The following is a 19,709-nucleotide window of genomic DNA, read 5'->3' on the forward strand; positions in this document are numbered from 1 at the left end:
TCTACTCGTTGGCGTGGGTTGGTACTTAAGACCGGGCTATGCGGCGGCTACGGCTACTGCTGGGGCTGAGCGCCGCGCCATAACATCCGGCGAAGCTGGGCGAGCACGGCTTCCCGCGTCGGTGCCGTATGGCCGGCCGGGTGCTGCGCCTCGGGCAACGGCAACTGATTGGCGAGCGCGAGCATCGTGAACCCGTGCAAACTCGCCCAGTACGCATAGCCGATCAACTGCGGATCGCCTTCCAGCAGCCCCGCGTCGACCAATCGTTCGAAATGCGCGCTCAGCATTTGCTGCGCACGCAGCGCCGCTGCGGCGAGATCGGGGTAGCCGCCTTCCGGCTGATTCACATCGAACATCAGACGGTACGCGTGCGGCTCGTCGAGGGCGAACGCGACGTAGGCGTCGCTCACCGCCAGACGATCGTCCCCGGACGCATTCTGCGCGGCGGCTTCGAGCTGCGCCGCGAAACGATTGAACGCGGCGGCGCGGACCATTGCAAGGATGTCGTCCTTGTCGCGGAAGTAGCGGTACGGCGTCATCGCGCTGCAGCCCAGCTCTTTCGCCAACTCGCGCATCGTCACGCCTTGCGCACCGCGCGTGGCGAACGCGTTTTCGGCGACGCGGCGCATCGCTTCGCGGAATAGCTGGATGTCGTCGTCGGAAAGGGGTTTGGGCATGCGCGAGGCGTGGAAGTCCGTCGCGTCAATTTACTGTGTAAATGCGTTACACACAACAAAAGCGGGCGTTCGGATGGACGTCCGCTTTCATTCAAAGTAATAAGGGCAAGCCCGCCGTCCTACCGACGCTACGAAAAACGTTTGATAGCCCGCAATGCGCTGTCGCCGATCTCAGTCACGCGCCATTGTTCGTTGCCCGATGCGAGCCGTTCGAGTTGTACCAATTGGCGTTCCAGCAGGGCGTCGAGTTCTTCTCGCTCCATGTCGACTTGGTGGGGAGCGTCCTTGACGAGCAACAACGTGGCGAATTCATGCGGACTTAGCATCGTTCTCTCCATGTCAAGCAAGCGCGGACGGCCTTGTCGGCAACTGGCCAGGTGCCAGTGAAGTCCGCTAGAGGATCAGGCGGGAAGTACGGTTCACACGACAGATTCACGCAGCCGTCGCTACGCGAATTGCGCAACAGACGCCGGGGAACTGGAGTGTAGTCAACCGCACGTTAAACACCAAAGGGGCCCCAGTAAATTTTCCCTTTGACAATCCGGTGCTGCCGAGGCGGTTTGCAGCCTCGGCTAAAAGCTTGATTTCACTCGAAGTTTCGCGTGCGGTGCAGCATGGCGGAAAACGCCTGGGCGGGGTGGGTGGAACTGGGGAAAATTGGCCCGCTCACTCGGCGATATACACCTGACAGTTTGCCGCCGTCAGCGTCTCGGCCATTTCCGCGGGCGGCGCCGCGTCCGTAAAGAGCGCGTCGATCTGGTCCAGGTGCCCCTGACGAACCAGCGCCGGCCGGCCGAATTTGGAGTTGTCGGCGGCGAGAAACACGGTGCGCGCATGCTCGATGATCGCCTCGGCCACACGCACTTCGCGGGTGTCGAAATCGCGCAGCGTGCCATCCGTTTCGATCGCCGACGTGCCGATGATCGCGAAATCCACCTTGAACTGGCGGATGAAATCGATCGCCAGTTCGCCCACGATCCCTTTGTCCCACGGCCGCACGATTCCGCCCGTGACCAGCACCTCGCAATCCGGATAGCCGCTCATCATGCTGGCGACGTTCAGATTATTGGTAATCACGCGCAGGCCGCGGTGCCGGTTCAGCGCGCGAGCCACTTCCTCGGTCGTGGTGCCGAGGTTGATGAACAGCGACGCCTGATCGGGAATGTGAGTGGCCACCAACGCCGCGATGCGCCGTTTCTCTTCGTGGAACATGCGCTGACGCGCGGTGTAGGAGACGTTTTCGGAGCTGGTCGGCAGACTCGCGCCGCCGTGATAGCGGCGCAGCAGATTCATATCGGCGAGCCAGTTGACGTCGCGGCGGATCGTTTGCGGCGTCACGTCGAAGTGGGCCGCGAGGTCGTCCACGGTCACGAAGCCGTCGCGTTGCACCCACTCCAGCAATTCCTGTTGCCGGGCATTGAGAGTCAGGCGGGGGTCTCGGGTCATGTGTCTCGGTTCGTGGGTTTTTTGTCGGCGCCGGCCGCCATCGACGCTGCAAGCTAATCTGGAAAGGCGGCTGAAGCATGAACAGGGATGGGGCTATTGTAAGACCATCGCCGGGGTTGTCTGCCAGGTCGTGCGACATCCATAAGATACTGGACGACCAAGTCTTGATCATTCAGGCAGATTACGCATTTATTCATTTGATAAATGAATTTGTTTTTTGGGACAGATCGCGATGCAATCCGAGGTCCTGCGCTGCCTGTATGTCATCCGCATGTGGTCCGCATTTGACCTGCATTTGACCCGCATCTGACCTGACGTTGATTCAAATCCCCCTGGTTGCCGGCCGCTTTCACGAGCCGGGACCGCGCTTTCGAGAGTGTTCGACATGACTGGCTTCAACTGGCAAAACCCTTATCCGACCCCGCGTCTGCCCGTGTTCGCGCGCAACATCGTTTCGACTTCGCATCCGCTCGCCGCGCAGGCGGGGTTGCGCATGCTGTGGAAAGGCGGCAATGCCGTCGACGCGGCGATCGCCGCGGCCGCCGCCATCACGGTGGTCGAGCCGGTGTCGTGCGGCCTTGGCGGCGACGCCTTCGCGCTGGTGTGGGACGGCACGAAGCTGCATGGGCTGAACGCGTCGGGCGTGTCGCCGGCGGCCTGGAACGTCGACTACTTCAAGCGCAAGTACGGCGAGGAAAACGGCCTGGCGATACAACCCAAGCGCGGCTGGGACGCGGTGACGGTGCCCGGCGTGATTGCCGGCTGGGAAGCGCTGCATCAGAAGTTCGGCACGCTGCCGTTCGCCGACCTGATGGAACCGGCAATCGAAATCGCCGAGCGCGGCCATGCGGTGGCGAGCATCGTCGCCTATAAATGGGCGGCCGCCGTGCCGGAACTGAAGGATCTGCCGGGCTTCGCGCAAACCTTCATGCCGCGCGGACGCGCGCCGGAAGTCAGCGAACTGGTGCGCTTTCCCGGTCACGCGAAGACACTGCGCAAGCTCGCCGAGCAGGGCCCGCGTGCGTACTACGAAGGCGAGATCGCCGAACAGATCGCCGCGTTCGCCCGCGAAGGCGGCGCCGCGCTGACCCTCGACGACCTGCGCAACTACCGTGCGGATTGGGTCGAGCCGATCGGCAAGGCATATCGCGGCCACACCGTGCATGAGATTCCGCCGAACGGCCAGGGCATTGCGGCGCTGATCGCGCTGGGCATCCTCGAAAAATTCGACGTGAAGGAGCTGGCGGTCGACAACGTCGAGTCGCAGCACTTGCAGATCGAAGCGATGAAGCTGGCGTTCGCCGACGTCTACCGTTACGTCGCCGATCCGCGTTCCATGGACGTCACGCCCGAGCAGATGCTCGACGACGCGTACCTCACGTCGCGCGCGAAGCTGATCGATCACAAGCGCGCCACGCAGTTCGACTTCGGCATGCCGAAGGCGGGCGGCACGATCTACATGTCGGTGGCGGACGAGCGCGGCATGATGGTCAGCTTCATCCAGTCGAACTACATGGGCTTCGGCTCGGGCATCGTGGTGCCGGACAGCGGCATCGCGATGCAGAACCGCGGCTGCGGCTTCTCGATGGATCCGAAGTCGCCGAACGTCGTGGAAGGCGGCAAGCGGCCGTTCCACACGATTATTCCGTCGTTCCTCACGCAGCAGGTGGACGGCCGGCAGGAAGCGGTGATGAGCTTCGGCGTGATGGGCGGCGACATGCAGCCGCAAGGCCATCTGCAATCGATCGTGCGGATGCTCGACTATGGCCAGCAGCCGCAGGCCGCCTGCGACGCACCGCGCTGGAAGGTCAACCGCGACTTCACGATCGACATCGAATCGACGCTCGATACGAAGACCGCCGAGGCGCTGCAGAAGCTGGGCCACACGATCAAGTCGGTCGACGATCCGTACATGGATTTCGGCTCCGGCCAGTACATCTGGAAGCTCGATCGCAATGAGCCGGAACGCGGCTATGTGGCGGCGAGCGATAGCCGTCGCGATGGCTTGGCCGCTGGGTTCTGACCGGTATCGGACAAGGTAGAGACATCATGCATACCCCCGCGTCGCCTTCGGCGGCCGCTTCTCCTCATGCCGCGTCCGCACCGCTTTCCAAAGCCATGGTGCGGCGGATCGTGTTTTCGTCGTCGGTCGGCAATGCGCTCGAGTGGTTCGACTTTCTGGTCTACGGCTACTTCGCGACGATCATCGCCAAACAGTTTTTCCCGATGCAGGACGAGTGGCTGTCGACGCTGCTCGCCATCGCCACCTTCGGCATCTCGTTCCTGATGCGGCCGCTGGGCGCGGTCGTGCTCGGCCTGTACGGCGACCGCAAGGGCCGCAAGGCGGCGCTGACGCTCGCCATCGCGCTGATGATGGTCGGCACCTTTACGATGGCCGTGATGCCGCCGTATGCGTCGATCGGTCTGGCGGCGCCGGTGCTGATCCTGCTCGCGCGGCTCGTGCAAGGATTCGCGGTGGGCGGCGAGTTCGGCAGTGCAACGGCCTTCATGGTCGAGCACAGCGCGTCGCGGCGCGGCTATTACGCGAGCTGGCAGTTCGCGAGCCAGGGGCTCGCGGCGATCACGGCCGCGGCCTTCGGCTCGCTGCTGACCGCGTGGATGCCGCCCGAGCAACTCAATAGCTGGGGGTGGCGTATTCCGTTCATGTTCGGCCTGCTGGTCGGGCCGGTGGGCTACTACATCCGCTCGCACCTCGACGAAACTCCGGAGTTCCTCGCGCTGCACAAAGCGCGTGAAGCCCGCGAGGCCGCCGGCCTTCGCCCCGTCGCGAACGATGAAGAAGCGAAGGGCGCTTCGTTCGCCAACCAGTGGGTCAATCTGCTGCTCGCGGTGGGCATCGTCGCGCAATCCACGGTGGGCGTGTACGTGTTGCAACTCTACATGCCGATGTACGCAGTCAAGCAGTTGCACATGCCGGCGGCGGCGTCGTTCGGCGTGGTGGTGCTCAACGGCGGCTTGCAGTTCCTGCTGTCGCCGGTCATGGGCGCGCTGTCGGATCGCATCGGCCGGATTCGCATCATGCTGACCACGTCGGTGTTGATGGGCGCGCTGATCTATCCGATGTTCGCGTTGCTGCAGTCGCATCCGACCATCGGCTGGTTGTTGTTGCTGCAAGGCACGGCCGGCATTTTCAAGGCCGCGTACTCCGGACCGATGCCCGCGCTGATGTCCGAAATCTTTCCGACGCAGGTTCGCTCGACGGGTCTTTCCATTGGTTACAGCATCGGCGTGACGATCTTCGGCGGCTTTGCGCCGACCATCGTCGAGACGTTCATTCACGTGACCGGCGACAAACTCGCGCCAAGTTATTACGTGCTGATCGCCGCGATGTTGTCGGGGTTGTCGCTGGTGGTCGTGGCGTTTCGCATGCGCCGGGTGCGCGCGCTGCAGGCCGTTCAACCTGCCTGAGCGCATCGACCCACGATTTGCATCCAACCCGGTGCGGGCCGATTCGAAGCCACTCCGAAGACCCTCTCCGAAAGCAAAAGCCAGCTCCTCGAGCTGGCTTTTTTTGCTTCATGCACACTGATTTTTTGTCAGACCGAAGAGTTCGACTACCTGCGAATTGGAACTGTGACGACTCGGCATGGTCTGTGCTGGGTTATCTGCAGAGTTGCGAAACACCGGCTAAGATGCAAAATACAAGGGGTTAACTCTAATTCAAAGTGCTGTATCTGACACGGCGAGGCCGGCCTGACGAGAGCAGGCGGTTGCGGACATGCTCCACGAGTCGATACAGTTTTCGGAGCAAGACAAGATGCACACAGAGCTGAACCACGTCATGCCCTGGCGGATCGAGGATATCGACCTCACCCGCATCGACCGGCAGAAGGCGGTTGCCAATGAAGATCTGCTGCTGCTGCTGTGCGCCGCTTCGTTTATTGAAAGCGGCACCGATCTTTATACAAGCAATCTGAGTACTTTTTTTGACGGCGATCCGGAAGTGTCGGCCTGGCTCAACAACGAGTGGGAGCCGGAAGAGATGCAGCATGGCCGCGCGCTCAAAACCTACATTGCGTATGTGTGGCCCGAGTTCGACTGGGACAAGGCGTTTAGCCAGTTCATGGAAGAGTATTCGTTGACCTGTTCGGTGGAGGACTTCGAGAAGACTCGCGCACTCGAAATGGTGGCGCGCTGCGTCGTGGAAACCGGCACGGCCACGCTTTATCGCGCGATCGGCGAATGCTCGGACGAGCCGGTGCTCAAGGAGATCACGGACAACATCCGTATCGACGAAGTCCGTCACTACAAGCACTTTTTCCGGTTCTTCAAAAAGTACAACAAGATCGAAGGCAACGGTCGGCTCGCGGTGCTCGGCGCGCTGATGCGCCGTGTGATGGAAATGAAGAACGAAGACTCGGAAATCGCGCTGCGCCATGTGTTTGCGGTGCGGTATCCGGAGCGCGTGCACGACTCGGCGTATAACCGTGAACGCGCGGCGCGGATCAATTCGTTGGTGCGGCGCAATCTGTCGGCGGATATGTGCGTGAAGATGCTGCTCAAGCCGCTGGATCTGCCGGCGCGTATTCAGCCTGGCGTGCATTACCCGCTGGCGAAGATCACGCATTATGTTTTCTTCCGCTGATCGACTGATCGTCTGATCGACGTAAGCGTTTGACGATGCAAATGGCCCGCTGACGCGGGCCATTTGCTTTTCGAGGCATGATGCGGACTTGGCTATTTCTCGTTACCGGAACGGCACGACCATGAGCGATTCCCCTACACCCGAACGTCCGCTCGAACAGAGCGTGTTCGACGAGTGGCCCGACGCCGTACGCGCGTTGTTCGACGGTTCATCGCTGGCGAGTAAAGCGGGCTTCACGGCCTCGCTGTTGAGCGTCGATGCGAACGGCCACATCCGTACCTCTTTGCTCGGTGTCGGCGAATTGTATGCGCCCGATTCGCGCACGCTGTGCATCGCGCTGTGGCCGCAGGCACGGGCGACGCGCGCGATCACGCAAAGCGGGCGCGCGGCGCTGAGTTTTGTGTGCGATGAGGCGTTTTATCAGGTGCAGTTGCGCGTCAAGCCCTTAGCGAGCGTGGCGGGCGACGCGAGCGGACTGGTCTATCTGATCGGTTCGATCGACACAGCGGAGGCGCAGAGCGTGCGTTATGCGCGTCTGACGAGCGGCATTACGTTTGAACTGGTGGGGGAGAGGGAGACGGTGCTCGATCGATGGGAACGGCAGATCGAGCACCTGAAGCAAGCGGCGGCCGGGGCCGGCCGCCTTGGCGTTTAACGCTGCGTGAAGCTCGGCGCTAGCGCCGAACGCCTAACGCCTAACGCCCGCGCTGACCGCTGCGCGACGGCTGGCCGCCACGCGGCGCGTCGTTGCGCGGCTTCGCGCCACCCAGCAACGCGCCCGGATTACCGCCCTGCGGCTTGGCGCCCTGCGGTTTGCGCGGCGCATGCTGCGCGCCGCTGCCTTCATGCGCGACCGCGCGCGGACGGTCGTCCTGACGCTGACCGTCGCGGCGCGGCTGGCCGCCGTTGCCGGCCGGCTTCGCGCCTTGCGGCTTCGGTTGTTGCTGGCCACCGGCCGGACGTTGACCCGAGCGTTGCGCCGGCTTCGCGGCACCCGCGCCATCGCGCTTCGGCGCGCCTTGACCCTGACGCGGCGAACGTCCGCCGCCACCACCGCCACCACCACCCTGACCGCGACGCAGAATCGGCTCCGGCTTCGCGGTCGGATCCGGCTCGAAACCGGCAATCACTTCTTGCGGCACCGGACGCTTGATCAGCTTCTCGATGTCCTTCAGCAATTGCAGTTCATCGACGCACACCAGCGAAATCGCTTCGCCCGTGGCGCCCGCACGGCCCGTACGGCCGATGCGGTGCACGTAGTCTTCCGGCACGTTCGGCAGATCGAAGTTGACCACGTGCGGCAGTTGATCGATATCGATACCGCGTGCGGCGATGTCCGTCGCCACCAGCACCTGCAGCGTGCCGTCCTTGAACTCGGCCAGCGCGCGCGTACGCGCCGACTGGCTCTTGTTGCCGTGAATCGCGAGGGCGCTGATATCGTCCTTGGTCAATTGCTCGGCCAGACGATTCGCGCCGTGCTTGGTGCGCGTGAACACCAGCACCTGGAACCAGTTGTGCTGCTTGATCAGATGCGTGAGCAGCTCGCGCTTCTTGTCGCGATCCACCGGGTGAATCTTTTGCGCGACCGTTTCCGCCGTGGTGTTGCGGCGCGCCACTTCGATCAGTGCCGGCGAGTCGAGCAGGTTGTCGGCAAGCGTCTTGATCTCGTCGGAGAAGGTCGCCGAAAACAGCAGGTTTTGACGCTTGGGCGGCAACTTCGCGAGCACGCGCTTGATGTCGTGGATGAAGCCCATGTCGAGCATCCGGTCGGCTTCGTCGAGCACGAGAATCTCGAGATGCGACAGGTCGATGGTCTTCTGCTGCATGTGATCGAGCAGACGGCCCGGCGTCGCCACGACGATGTCCACGCCGCTGCGCAGCGCGCCGATCTGCGGATTGATGCCGACGCCGCCGAACATCACGGTCGACTTCAGCTTCAGATACTTGCCGTACGCGCGCACGCTTTCTTCGACCTGCGCGGCCAGTTCACGCGTCGGCGTGAGGATCAGCGCGCGCACGGCGCGCTTGCCGGAGCCCGTCGTGACGGCCGGCATGGTGTTCAGACGCTGCAGGATCGGCAGCGTGAAACCGGCGGTCTTGCCGGTACCGGTCTGCGCACCGGCCAGCAGGTCGCCGCCGTTGAGCACGGCCGGGATAGCCTGGGTCTGGATCGGAGTCGGGGTGGTGTAGCCGAGTTCGTGTACAGCGCGGACCAGCGGTTCGGACAAGCCGAGGGAATCAAAAGACATAAAAGATCTTTGCAATGCAGTTTCGCGAACGGCGCCTGGGGGCCCAAACAGGCATGAACGCGGCATCGACACACCCGCATGGTGTGGTCGAGGCCCCGAGCCCAGTTCCGGTCGCAGAGAAATCGGCGGCACGCGGGACACGCATGCCGAATGCTTCAACGCGCTATCAAGACACGTTGACTGGCCTTAAGTTGCATTTCGCCGCCGTGGCGTGTCACGCGACGTAGCGCGCAACACTGACGAATTGACACAGACTGCCCGCCAGTACGAACAGGTGCCAGATACCATGTCCGTGCCGGATGCGCTCGTCGTTGATGAAGAAGTAGATGCCGGCGCTGTAGATGATCCCGCCGGCCACGAGCCAGGCGGTACCCGCTGCTGGTAAAGCTTGCACCAGCGGGCGGACGGCAACGAGCGCGAGCCATCCCATCAACACATACAGCACCATCGAAACGCTGCGGGTGCGTCGCCCGAGCGTCAGTTCCTGCACGATGCCGAGAGCGGCAAGCCCCCAGCTTACGCCGAATAGCGACCAGCCCCACGGCCCACGCAAGGTAACCAGCGTGAACGGGGTGTAGCTGCCGGCGATCAGCAGGTAGATCGCCGAATGGTCGCATTTCTGCAGAACCGCTTTGACACGCGGGTTGCGCACGCTGTGGTAAAGCGTCGAGATAGCATACAGCACGATCAGCATCGCACCGTACACACTGAAGCTGACCACCTTGTACGCGTCGCCGTCGAGCGCGCCCATCGTGACGAGCGTCGCCAGCCCCGCCACCGACAGCACGGCGCCGACGAGGTGGGTAATGCTGTTGAAACGCTCACCGACATGCACGGCTCTTTCCTCCTGCACGGTTTCATCGGACTAAAAGTGCCCACATGATACCGGTCCTGAAAAAACGAAGGGCGCGGCCGCGTTTTCCGCAGGCCGCGCCCAGGGTGTGACGAACGCTGCTTAGTCGAGCGGAGCCGAACGCAGATCCGACACTTGCTGCGGCGAGACGGCCGTGCCGTGGTTGCCCCACGACATACGGATGTACGTCACGACAGCCGCCACTTCCGTGTTCGACAGGGCCTGCGCGAACGGCGGCATGCCGTACGGATGCGGGTTGCCTTCCGTGCTCGGCGGATAACCGCCGTTCAGCACCATACGGATCGGGTTGACCGCCGACGGCATCTGGATCGACTGGTTATTCGCCAGCGGCGGGAACGACGGCGGCATGCCGAGGCCGTTTTCCGCGTGACACTTCGCGCAATTGTCAGCGTAGATCTTCTGACCTTGCTTCAACAGTTCGCCGCCGAACTTTTCCGACGTTTCGAGTTGCAGCGATTCCGGTGCTTCGCTCTTCTGCGGAATCGTCTTCAGATACGTGGCCATCGCGTTGATGTCCGCATCCGACATGTACTGCAGGCTGTTGTGAACCACTTCGGCCATCGGACCGAACACCGCGCCGCGGTTCGACACGCCGTTCTTCAGCAGGTCGGCGATGTCTTTGGTTTCCCAGTCGCCGAGGCCGGCTTCCTTGTTCGACGTCAGCGACGGCGCGTACCAGTTCTGCAGCGGGATCAGGCCGCCGGCAAAGGCCGCCGAGCTGACCGGGCCGCCCATGGCGTTGATCGACGTGTGGCACATGCCGCAGTGGCCGAGGCCTTCGATCAGGTAAGCACCGCGATTCCATTCGACCGACTTGGTCGGATCCGCCTTGTACTCGCCTTCACGGAAGAACAGCGTGCGCCAGCCGATCAGCATGTTGCGCTGGTTGAACGGGAATTTCAGTTCGTGCGGACGGCTCGCCACGTTGACCGGCGTGACCGAACGCAGATACGCGTAGATCGCGTCCGAGTCGGCGCGCGTGACCTTCGTATAGCTGGTGAACGGGAAGCCCGGATACAGCAGGCTGCCGTCTTTCGACCGGCCGGTGTGCATGGCGCGGTAGAAGTCGTCCTGGGTCCACTTGCCGATGCCGTACTGGTCGTCGGGCGTGATGTTCGGCGTGAACATCGTGCCGAACGGTGTGGCCATGGGCAGGCCGCCGGCGAATTGCTTGCCGCCGCGCACCGTGTGGCAGGCGATACAGTCGCCGGCCCGGGCAAGGTACTCGCCCTTCTTGATCAACGCGGCCTGGTCGGCGGGCGTTGCGGCCATGGCGGAACCGTTGTGCAGGTTGTCGCCGCCCGACCACAGGACGGGGACGAGCGCGGCAGCGGCTACGACGATGACTGCCGAGAGGGCGAACAAAGACTTGCGTTTCATTTAGTGTCTCTCCCGGTGCCTTATTGCGGTTCGCTGCCGCAGGCAAGCGGAGTCTTCATCGAGCGGGCCGGAGCCGGCACGGGGTTTTGTGGAGCCTTCTGCGTGGCGAGCCACGAAGCGACGGCGTTCACATCTTCGTCGGTGAGGCGCGTGGCGATGGTGTGCATGCAATCGGGCGCGATGGCATGACGCGAACCCGAGCGCCAGGCGCCGAGCTGCGCGCTGATGTAATCGGCGTGCAAGCCGACCAGCCCCGGGATAGCCGGTTCCATGCCGGTCAAGCCCTTGCCGTGGCAGGCCGCGCAAGCCGGAATCTGTTTCGTGGTGTCGCCATTCAGCACGATCTGCTGGCCGCGCGCGAGCGTGGTTTGCGACACCGTCGGCTTGGCCGGCGCCGGATACGGCGGACGCTGTTGCGAGAAGTAAGTGGCGATCTGATGAAGGTAGTCGTCGGAGAGATACGTGACGAGGTAGTTCATGGGCGGGTACTTGCGACGCCCTTCGCGGAAATTCTGCAGCTGGTTGTAGAGATAGTCGGCCGGCTTGCCCGCGAGACGCGGGAAGTAGTCGTTGTCCGTACCCTGGCCGTGGGTGCCATGGCACGCCGTACACCCTTGCACGCGCGCTTCCATCGTGTCGGGGGCCTTCGGTTGAGTCTGCGCTTTCGCAGCGCTATAGACACCCGCGGAGCCGATCAGCAGAAGGGCGAGCAACGGGCGGAAAAGGCGTCTTGAAGACACGCGTAACTCCATCAATATCGGGGACCTGACCGAACTTCGAGCGGCTCGGTGTGAAGGGCAGCCGGCGCTGCGGCGACGCAGCATTCTATCATCAAGGGGTGATGCTGACTATTTGACACCTTAGAGAAGGTTCCGTGTGTCACCGCGATGCGACAGTTTGACGCGGCGTCGGTTTCGTGCTGCCTGTTTGCCATTCGATGTCGGATGCTCGCGGCCAGGCGCCGGCAGCGCGTTGGTCGCGTCGCCGAAAACAAACCCGGCTGAACCGACGCGCGCGCAAGCCATCGAAGCGTACACTTCCGGGCTCGCCGGCCGCTGTCCGGCCCGGACGTGCCCCGGTTCGACGTCCACCGTTTTCCTGATCATCCGCTATCGGCCCTACATGAAGCTATTCAAATTTTCCCGTACGACGTCGCGTGCATTGGCGCTCGGCGTTGCAACGCTGCTGGCCGCGTCGACTGCGTCGAGCGCGTTCGCGCATGCGCACCTCGTGTCGAGCGAGCCGGCGGCCAATGCCGCGGTCGCCGCGCCTGCCGAAGTGACGATTCATTTCACCGAGCCGCTCGAGCCCGCCTTCAGCCGGATCGAGCTGGCCGACGCGAGCGGCAAGAGCGCGTTGCCGGCGGCCTCGGCCGCCTCGGTGGTCGATAAGGACGACGCCAAGATCATGCATCTGCCGCTGCCGCCATTGAGCGCGGGCCGCTACGCGGTGCATTGGACGGCGGTGGCCACGGACGGCCATCGGACCCAGGGCAACTTCGCGTTCGTCGTCCAATGAGCTTCGACGGATTGTGGATCGGGCAGGTCGCCATGGCCGCGCTCATGAACGTCGCGTTTGCGTTTGCCGTCGGTTCGGCATTGCTCGGCGCGTGGCTCGCCAAAGACGCGCAGACCAAGATCTCGCCGGCCCGCCCGGCCTGGTTGCGCGCGCAACGGTCCATGCTGACCGCCACCGTCGTGCTGGTGCTCGCCGACCTCGGCTGGCTACTGTACCAGGCCGCGTCGATGAGCGGGGTGGCATTGCCGGCGGCCATCGGCGTGGTGCCGACGGTGCTGACGCAAACGCATGTCGGCTATGGCTGGAGCGTGGCTTTCGCGGGCGCGCTGGTGTTGCTCGGCACGGCCATGACCACTCATACCGGGATGTTGCGCAATGCGCTGCTGTGGCTCGCGGTGATCGCGGTGGCGGCCGGTAAGGCCTCGCTCGGTCACGCGGCCGATGCGGGCGTAGCGTCGGCGGCGATCGGCATGCAGACGTTGCACGTGCTGGTGACTAGCGTGTGGGGTGGACTTGCGATGGCGGCCGGGCTTTCTGTGCTACCCGCGCTCGGCACGTCGACCGCGCGCGGCATGCTGATCCGCACGGCGACGCAGGTGTCGAACGTGTCGGTGGTAGCGGTCGGGCTGGTGCTGCTGTCGGGTATCTTCAACGCGGTGCGCGGTTCGGGCGGTTCGTTCGAAGCGATCGAGCTGAGCACGTGGGGCCACGTGCTGATGCTCAAGCTCGCGCTGGTCGGCATGGCGCTCGTGCTCGGCGGCCTCAATCGCCTCTCGGCATTGCCGCGCCTGCGCCGCACGGCGTCGACGATGGACGCGCATACCTTCGTCAACGTGCTCTATCTGGAAGCGCTGGCGATGATCGGCGTGTTCGTCGCGGCGGCGGCGCTGTCGCACAGCGTGCCGGCGTTCGCGGCGCTGGGTTGAGCGGTGTGCTTGAGTCGCGCTGGCTGAGCTGGCGCGGCCCAAGCTCCGCTGATCGGGGAAGCACGGTAGGCATGGCGATCGCCGCAAGTACCGCAAGCATCGCATTCGCCGCAAGCACGGCAAGCACGGCAAGCACCGCCCGCAACTACCCACGCCCTGCGTCGCGCAACGAGCGCGTCCGTCATGCGCCACTTCTGCAACACCGATCCGCAGACATGACAGCTCAAGCAGACAGCTCAAGCAGACAGCTCAAGCACATAAAAAAGCGCCGCACGGCAAAAAGCGTGCGGCGCAATACACACGGTCGCCTGGCGGTGGCCAGCACATCCGTTACTGCTCGTTAAGCGGCAAGCGCGTGGCTTACCCGCTCGAGGGTCTCCTCCGGAAACATCTCCTGCCGCAGCTCACCCGCGTCGCTGAACCACTGGCAGATCAGCCAGTTGCCCGGTGCGAACAGCACCGGCCCGTTCCAGATGGCTGTCATCGGACGCCCGCCCGACTTCAACCTCAATACCTCGCCCGCGCGATAAGCGGGTTTCGCGCGTCGCCTTGTCAATCGCATGGTGGGCTCCTGTCGAACAAATCTGCTTACTCGAAGCCGAGCCGGTGGCCGAGGATCGGCGCGCAGAACAGGGCGATCGCGCAGCCGGCGGCCTTGCCTTCGAGTTCGGCGCCCGCCGTGCGCGAGCCGTAGAGATGCGTGAGCAGATCGAACAGCTGCGGCAGGCAATAGATCACCGCCGCGCCAATGAAGCATTTCTCGATGACCGAGATGCGCCAGCCGCGTTCGAAGGCGAGCGCCGCGCCGACGATGCGCAGCACGCCGAACATGACCAGTGCGCCGACGGCGGCCTGTTCGCGGATCAGATAGTCAGGAAGGAATTCGCCCATGATGGTCCCCGATGCATGTGGTGTTTGCATGCATTTGAGCAAGGACCGGGCCATGTGTATGTCTGATGCCGAACAATCGGCTGGTGAGCCTTACTGGGTAAGGCTTTGAGCGGAAACCACGCGGGCCTTGGGAAGGCCCGTAAACGCCTGTTCGAGCCGGTTTGGTCCGGCGTGTTACGTTACTGCGACGGCTCGCGCGTCACGTCACCGTAACGCGCGAGCAAGCGGCCTTGACGAAGCGTCAACGAATCCGCTCGATCTTCCCCACGAGGAACAGGTACGACAGCGCACCGACCGCGCCGACCGCGCTCATGAACACCAGCGCCGGTTTGAAGTCGTTGTTCCTGACGATAAAGCCGATCACCACCGGCACGCAGATCGACGACAGATTGCCCATCAGGTTGAACATGCCGCCGGTGAGGCCGAGCAACTCCTTCTTCGCCATCGACGACACCAGCACCCACGTGATCGACGCAAAGCCGCTGCCGAAGAACGCGATCGCCATGAAGAGGATCACCATCGCGGGCGTTTCGACATAGTTCGCACCGACGATCGCGGTCGAGAGCAGCAGCCCCGTCACGATCGGCGCCTTGCGCGCCACGGTGACCGACACGCCGCGCCGGATCATCCAGTCCGACAGCGTGCCCGAGGCCAGAATGCCGACGAACGCGGCAAGGAACGGCACCGCCGCCATGAAGCCGGCCTTCAGGAAGTCCATGTGCCGGTATTTGACGAGGTAGGTGGGGAACCAGGTGAGGAAGAACCACAGCGTCGAGGTTACCGCGATCTGCCCGATATACACGCCCCACAGCTTGCGGTTGCCGAGTACGGCGCGCCAGTCGGCGGCGCCGTAACGGGCGCGCCGTGGCTTCGCCGAGCCGCCCGATGCGTCGGATTCGCCGAGATCCACGAGGCCGCCACCCGCACGGATGGTCTCGAGTTCGGCTTCGTTGATGTCGCTCGCCTCCAACGGTTCACGGTACGACGCGTACCACACCAGTGCCCACAGCACGCCGATCGCGCCGGTCAGAAAGAACACGCCCTGCCAGCCGAAATGCTGCTGCGTGAGCACGAGCGCCGGCGTCAGGAACGCGAGGCCGACGTACTGGCCCGAGGTATAACTGGCGATTGCCCGAGCCCGTTCGCTGTCGGGAAACCAGGTGGTGACGACGCGGTTGAGCGTTGGATAGGCCGGCGCCTCCAGCGCGCCGAGCAGCACGCGCAACGACAGCAGCACCGCGAACGCGCCGGCGAAACCTTGCAGGATCGTCGCGATCGACCACAGGCCGATGATCAGCGCCAGTAGCAGGCGCGGCCGCGTGCGGTCCACCAGCATGCCGCCCGGAATCTGCAGCAGCGCGTAAGACCAGCCGAACGCGGAAAACACCAGCCCCATCTGCGCCGGATCGAGTTGCAGATCCTGAGCGATCGCCGTGGCGGCGATCGACAGATTGCTGCGATCGAGATACGTGATGACCACGGTGATGAACAGCATCGCGAGGAGGCGGTGGCGTTTGCCGGTCGCTCGCGACTGGATGTGGGTTGTCTCCACTGAGGGTGTCCTCGGGTTGGTTGTTATCGTGCATCGACAGCGCAAAGCAAAACGCCGCCCTCGGGCGGCGTTCATCTACGCATTTACCACTCGGCGACGCTGCCGTCTTCATGGCGCCACACCGGATTGCGCCAGCGGTGGCCGACCTTCGCCATCTCGCGCACCTTCTCTTCGTTGACCTCGATGCCCAGACCCGGGCCCTGTGGAATCGAGACGAAGCCGTCTTCGTACCTGAAGACTTCCGGATTCTTGATGTAGTCGAGCAGATCGTTGCCCTGGTTGTAGTGAATCCCCAGGCTCTGTTCCTGGATGAACGCGTTGTAGCTCACCGCGTCGATCTGCAGGCAGGTGGCCAGCGCGATCGGGCCGAGCGGGCAATGCAGCGCGAGCGCGACGTCGTACGCTTCGGCCATCGACGCGATCTTGCGGCACTCGGTAATCCCGCCCGCGTGCGACGCGTCCGGCTGAATGATGTCGACGTAGCCGCCCGACAGAATATGCTTGAAGTCCCAGCGCGAATACAGGCGCTCGCCGAGTGCGACCGGCGTGTTGGTCTGGTTGACGATGTCGCGCAGCGCCTCGGCGTTCTCCGACAGCACCGGCTCTTCGATGAAGAGCAGCTTGTACGGGTCGAGTTCTTTCGCCAGCACCTTCGCCATCGGCTTGTGCACGCGGCCGTGGAAGTCCACGCCGATGCCGATGTTCGGCCCGACCGCCTCGCGCACCGCCGCGACGTTATTGATCACGCCTTGCACTTTGTCGAAGGTGTCGATGATCTGCAGCTCTTCCGAGCCGTTCATCTTGACCGCCTTGAAGCCGCGTTCGACCACGGCGCGCGCATTGTTCGCGACGTCGCTCGGACGGTCGCCGCCGATCCACGAATACACCTTGATCTTGTCGCGCACCTGGCCGCCGAGCAGCGCATGAATCGGCACGCCGTGATGCTTGCCCTTGATGTCCCACAGCGCCTGGTCGACGCCGGCGATCGCGCTCATGGTGATCGGCCCGCCACGGTAGAAGCCGGCCCGGTACATGACCTGCCAATGGTCTTCGATCAGCAGCGGGTCTTTACCGATCAGATAGTCGGCGAGTTCTTCCACCGCCGCCGCGACCGTGTGTGCGCGCCCTTCGACCACCGGCTCGCCCCAGCCGACGATGCCTTCGTCGGTCTCGATCTTCAGGAAACACCAGCGCGGCGGGACGATGAAGGTTTCGAGCTTGGTGATTTTCATGGTGCGTGTCTCCTTGCGGCTTGGGCGCCTGCGAACATTTCGAGGATTCACATGCTACAACAAAAGCGCGTTTAAGTACTATTAATAGTACTATTCGCCATATAGTGATCGGATGGCGGTCATGGCAGGCAAGCTGCCGAAGCATTGGTCTGGAGGTTGAGATACCCGATAATCGCGCTCGTTCCGGCCTGGGTTGCCTCAGTGCCGATATCAATAGCGCCGCGAGGCCGCTGGGAGAAAGCTATTCAGCACGATCTGCATGGGCGCGTCGCCCATCTGCTGGCGACCGCGATTCTGCGCGGCGACTACGCGCCCGATTCGATCCTGCCGCGTGAAGCGGCGTTGATGGAAACATTCGGCGTGAGCCGCACGGTGCTGCGCGAGGCGCTGCGCACGCTGACATCGAAAGGGCTGATCGAATCGCGGCCACGGGTGGGCACACGCGTGCGGCCCAAACAGGCGTGGAATCTGCTCGACGTCGACGTGCTCGACTGGTACTCGCGCGTTGCCGAGCCGATGACGTTTGCGCTCAAGCTGCAGGAAATGCGCGAGATGATCGAACCGTATGCCGCGGGTCTGGCGGCGGCTTCGCATACGGAAGACACGTTCTACGTGCTGGCCGCGGCGCATGGCGCGATGGTGGCGGCGCGCAACGTCGACGAATGGGTGCGTGCCGACCTGCAGTTTCATCTGAGCGTGCTGAGCGCGTGCAGCAACGAATTGCTGATTCCGTTAGGCACGTTGATCGAGCGAACGCTGGAAGCGCAACTGCGGCTGAATGCGAAACGCGCGGACGTATTCAACGCGTCGCTCGGCGAGCACACCGCCGTGTTCGAAGCGATTCGCGAGCGCGATGCCGAGGCGGCGCGCGCGGCAATGGCAGGTTTGCTGGGTGTGACGAGAGGGCGGATCGAAGGCTAGGGGATTGGTTTGCCGCGCCGAGTTTTACGGCGATTGGCGCGGGCAGTGGGTGTTGGGTGTGCTGCGACTGGCAGCGGTGTCGCGGGTCCGCCACCCGCTCGCGCTCAAGCTTTCAAGCCGCCGCGATGCGGTTCAACTCGGCGTCGTTGGGCGGTTGCAGCGCGCACGACGTGCCGCCCGGCGTGTACATCATCACCACGCAGCGATTGCATGACGTGCAGCCCGACTGTGTTGCCGCCTGCTCCACCTGTACCGCTTGATCTGATCGAGCCGCCGCGCGTTCCGCTTGCGAGCGCAACTGCCCGACAAACCCCGGATCGAATACCAGCGCACGCGCCATCGCGACCGCGTCGAAACCTTCCCGCATCGCCAGTTCGACGTTCGCCAGCGAACGCACGCCGCCGAGATAGGCCAGCGGCATCCGCACCGCTTCCCGTACCTTGCGCGAATGCTCGAGGAAATACATCTCTCTGAAGCCGTCGAAGGTCGGCTCGGTCAGTTTCTGCAGCGACATCGCGCATCGCACGATCGGGTTCGATACGTTTGCGCGCGCTTCGGCCGGCATCGGGCTGCCGAATAATTGCCACACCGATTCGACGTTCATCCCGCCACTTAGCACCAGCATGTGCGCGCCGTCGGCTTCCAGGAGGCGGGCGATCGTGGCGGCGTCGTCGGCGGTGCCGCCGCCTTTCACGCCTTCGGTCACGCCGATCTTGCACAACACCGCCATATGCCGGCCGACCGCGTCGAGCACCGCGCGCAACACCTGGCGCGGAAAGCGGGCGCGCTCTTCGGGCGAGCCGCCGTACGCATCGCGTCGATGGTTATAAAGCGGCGACAGGAACTGGCTCAACAGATAGCCGTGGCCCATATGAATCTCGACCGCGTCGAAACCCGCTTCGCGCGCAAGGCGTGCCGCCTGCGCGAATTGCTGCGCGTAGACGTCCATGTCGCGTTCGGTCATTGCCTGTTTGAAGAAGCGGCCGCTCATCAGGCCGACTTTGTTGAAGCCGCCCGATGCGCTGAGCGGCCGGCGTGTCGATAGCTCCGGCAAAAACGTGAAGCAGCCGCCGTGCGTGATCTGCGCGCAGGCCGCGGCGCCATGACGATGCACCGCGTCGGTCAATGCGCGTAACGGCGCGACCGTCGCGCGCGTCAGTTGCGCCTGATCGACGAACGTGCGGCCATCGGCGCTGACCGCGCAATACGCGACGGTCGTCATCGCGGCACCGCCCGCCGCGATGCGTTCGTGCAGTTGGACGAGCATCCGCGACGGGACACCGCCGGGCGTCATGCCTTCATTGGTGGCTGATTTGATCAGGCGGTTGCGCAGCGTGACGGGCCCGATGCGAAGCGGGCTGAAGGGACTCGGAGGATTCGGGGCAGCACTCATGAACGATGACGATGGTGTGGGTGGCTCGCGACCGCCTCATTCTG

Annotated in this window: 19 protein-coding genes; 7 read left to right on the plus strand and 12 right to left on the minus strand. The window is 63.7% G+C overall.

The features are described from left to right. Positions 1–53 precede the first annotated feature (53 nt). The 3 genes from BX591_RS04000 to BX591_RS04010 form a co-directional block, all read right to left on the minus strand. Positions 54–677 carry a TetR/AcrR family transcriptional regulator gene (locus tag BX591_RS04000; RefSeq protein WP_111929450.1) on the minus strand — a complete coding sequence of 208 codons (624 nt, stop codon included), beginning with the start codon at positions 675–677 and terminating at the stop codon, positions 54–56. A gap of 128 nt (positions 678–805) precedes the next feature. Next, on the minus strand, positions 806–1,003 hold the full coding sequence (locus BX591_RS04005; protein ID WP_035548469.1) for a hypothetical protein: 198 nt from the start codon (positions 1,001–1,003) through the stop codon (positions 806–808). A gap of 340 nt (positions 1,004–1,343) precedes the next feature. Beyond that, positions 1,344–2,123, minus strand: a complete 780-nt coding sequence (locus BX591_RS04010) for a DeoR/GlpR family DNA-binding transcription regulator (RefSeq protein WP_105509393.1) — start codon at positions 2,121–2,123, stop codon at positions 1,344–1,346. 385 nt (positions 2,124–2,508) lie between these two features. On the opposite strand from BX591_RS04010, the gene BX591_RS04015 reads away from it, so the two are divergent. The 4 genes from BX591_RS04015 to BX591_RS04030 all read left to right on the plus strand — a co-directional run bounded on the left by BX591_RS04015 (position 2,509) and on the right by BX591_RS04030 (position 7,384). Further along, entirely contained in the window at positions 2,509–4,146 is a 1,638-nt protein-coding gene (locus tag BX591_RS04015; RefSeq protein ID WP_111929451.1) for a gamma-glutamyltransferase family protein, read from the plus strand. A 26-nt stretch (positions 4,147–4,172) separates the two neighbouring features. Further along, positions 4,173–5,552 (plus strand): MFS transporter, encoded by a 1,380-nt coding sequence (locus BX591_RS04020; protein ID WP_111929452.1) that lies wholly within the window; start codon positions 4,173–4,175, stop codon positions 5,550–5,552. Positions 5,553–5,901: 349 nt separating this feature from the next. Then, positions 5,902–6,729, plus strand: a complete 828-nt coding sequence (locus BX591_RS04025; protein ID WP_105509552.1) for a ferritin-like domain-containing protein — start codon at positions 5,902–5,904, stop codon at positions 6,727–6,729. A 121-nt stretch (positions 6,730–6,850) separates the two neighbouring features. Then, entirely contained in the window at positions 6,851–7,384 is a 534-nt protein-coding gene (locus BX591_RS04030; protein ID WP_111929453.1) for a hypothetical protein, read from the plus strand. 40 nt (positions 7,385–7,424) lie between these two features. Here the strand turns inward: BX591_RS04030 and BX591_RS04035 are convergent, their stop codons facing one another. The 4 genes from BX591_RS04035 to BX591_RS04050 all read right to left on the minus strand — a co-directional run bounded on the left by BX591_RS04035 (position 7,425) and on the right by BX591_RS04050 (position 11,984). Continuing rightward, entirely contained in the window at positions 7,425–8,978 is a 1,554-nt protein-coding gene (locus tag BX591_RS04035) for a DEAD/DEAH box helicase (RefSeq protein ID WP_111929454.1), read from the minus strand. A gap of 214 nt (positions 8,979–9,192) precedes the next feature. Continuing rightward, a complete protein-coding gene (gene trhA / locus BX591_RS04040) occupies positions 9,193–9,813 on the minus strand; it encodes a PAQR family membrane homeostasis protein TrhA (RefSeq protein ID WP_035548452.1) in 621 nt (206 codons plus the stop codon). 120 nt (positions 9,814–9,933) lie between these two features. After that, positions 9,934–11,232, minus strand: coding sequence for a c-type cytochrome (locus BX591_RS04045; protein ID WP_111929455.1), 1,299 nt, complete (start codon positions 11,230–11,232; stop codon positions 9,934–9,936). A 20-nt stretch (positions 11,233–11,252) separates the two neighbouring features. After that, on the minus strand, positions 11,253–11,984 hold the full coding sequence (locus BX591_RS04050) for a c-type cytochrome (protein ID WP_105509388.1): 732 nt from the start codon (positions 11,982–11,984) through the stop codon (positions 11,253–11,255). Positions 11,985–12,354: 370 nt separating this feature from the next. On the opposite strand from BX591_RS04050, the gene copC reads away from it, so the two are divergent. Beyond that, positions 12,355–12,750, plus strand: a complete 396-nt coding sequence (gene copC / locus BX591_RS04055; RefSeq protein WP_111929890.1) for a copper homeostasis periplasmic binding protein CopC — start codon at positions 12,355–12,357, stop codon at positions 12,748–12,750. Further along, on the plus strand, positions 12,747–13,676 hold the full coding sequence (locus tag BX591_RS04060) for a CopD family protein (protein ID WP_111929456.1): 930 nt from the start codon (positions 12,747–12,749) through the stop codon (positions 13,674–13,676). Before copC ends, BX591_RS04060 begins: the two co-directional genes overlap by 4 nt. A gap of 340 nt (positions 13,677–14,016) precedes the next feature. On the opposite strand, the gene BX591_RS04065 is transcribed toward BX591_RS04060, so the two are convergent. The 4 genes from BX591_RS04065 to dgoD all read right to left on the minus strand — a co-directional run bounded on the left by BX591_RS04065 (position 14,017) and on the right by dgoD (position 17,351). Further along, positions 14,017–14,238, minus strand: a complete 222-nt coding sequence (locus tag BX591_RS04065; RefSeq protein ID WP_111929457.1) for a YodC family protein — start codon at positions 14,236–14,238, stop codon at positions 14,017–14,019. 26 nt (positions 14,239–14,264) lie between these two features. Next, complete coding sequence (locus BX591_RS04070) at positions 14,265–14,567, minus strand: hypothetical protein (RefSeq protein WP_105509383.1); 303 nt, start codon at positions 14,565–14,567, stop codon at positions 14,265–14,267. A gap of 241 nt (positions 14,568–14,808) precedes the next feature. Beyond that, positions 14,809–16,062, minus strand: a complete 1,254-nt coding sequence (locus BX591_RS04075; RefSeq protein WP_244146858.1) for an MFS transporter — start codon at positions 16,060–16,062, stop codon at positions 14,809–14,811. 140 nt (positions 16,063–16,202) lie between these two features. Further along, a complete protein-coding gene (dgoD, locus tag BX591_RS04080) occupies positions 16,203–17,351 on the minus strand; it encodes a galactonate dehydratase (protein ID WP_111929459.1) in 1,149 nt (382 codons plus the stop codon). A gap of 207 nt (positions 17,352–17,558) precedes the next feature. Between dgoD and BX591_RS04085 the strand changes: the two genes are divergently transcribed. Continuing rightward, a complete protein-coding gene (locus BX591_RS04085; protein ID WP_111929891.1) occupies positions 17,559–18,272 on the plus strand; it encodes a FadR/GntR family transcriptional regulator in 714 nt (237 codons plus the stop codon). A gap of 112 nt (positions 18,273–18,384) precedes the next feature. Here the strand turns inward: BX591_RS04085 and BX591_RS04090 are convergent, their stop codons facing one another. Then, positions 18,385–19,665, minus strand: a complete 1,281-nt coding sequence (locus tag BX591_RS04090) for an NADH:flavin oxidoreductase (protein WP_111929460.1) — start codon at positions 19,663–19,665, stop codon at positions 18,385–18,387. Positions 19,666–19,709: the final 44 nt, after the last annotated feature.

It is taken from the genome of Paraburkholderia bryophila, assembly GCF_003269035.1.
GTDB classification, from domain to species: Bacteria; Pseudomonadota; Gammaproteobacteria; order Burkholderiales; family Burkholderiaceae; genus Paraburkholderia; species Paraburkholderia bryophila.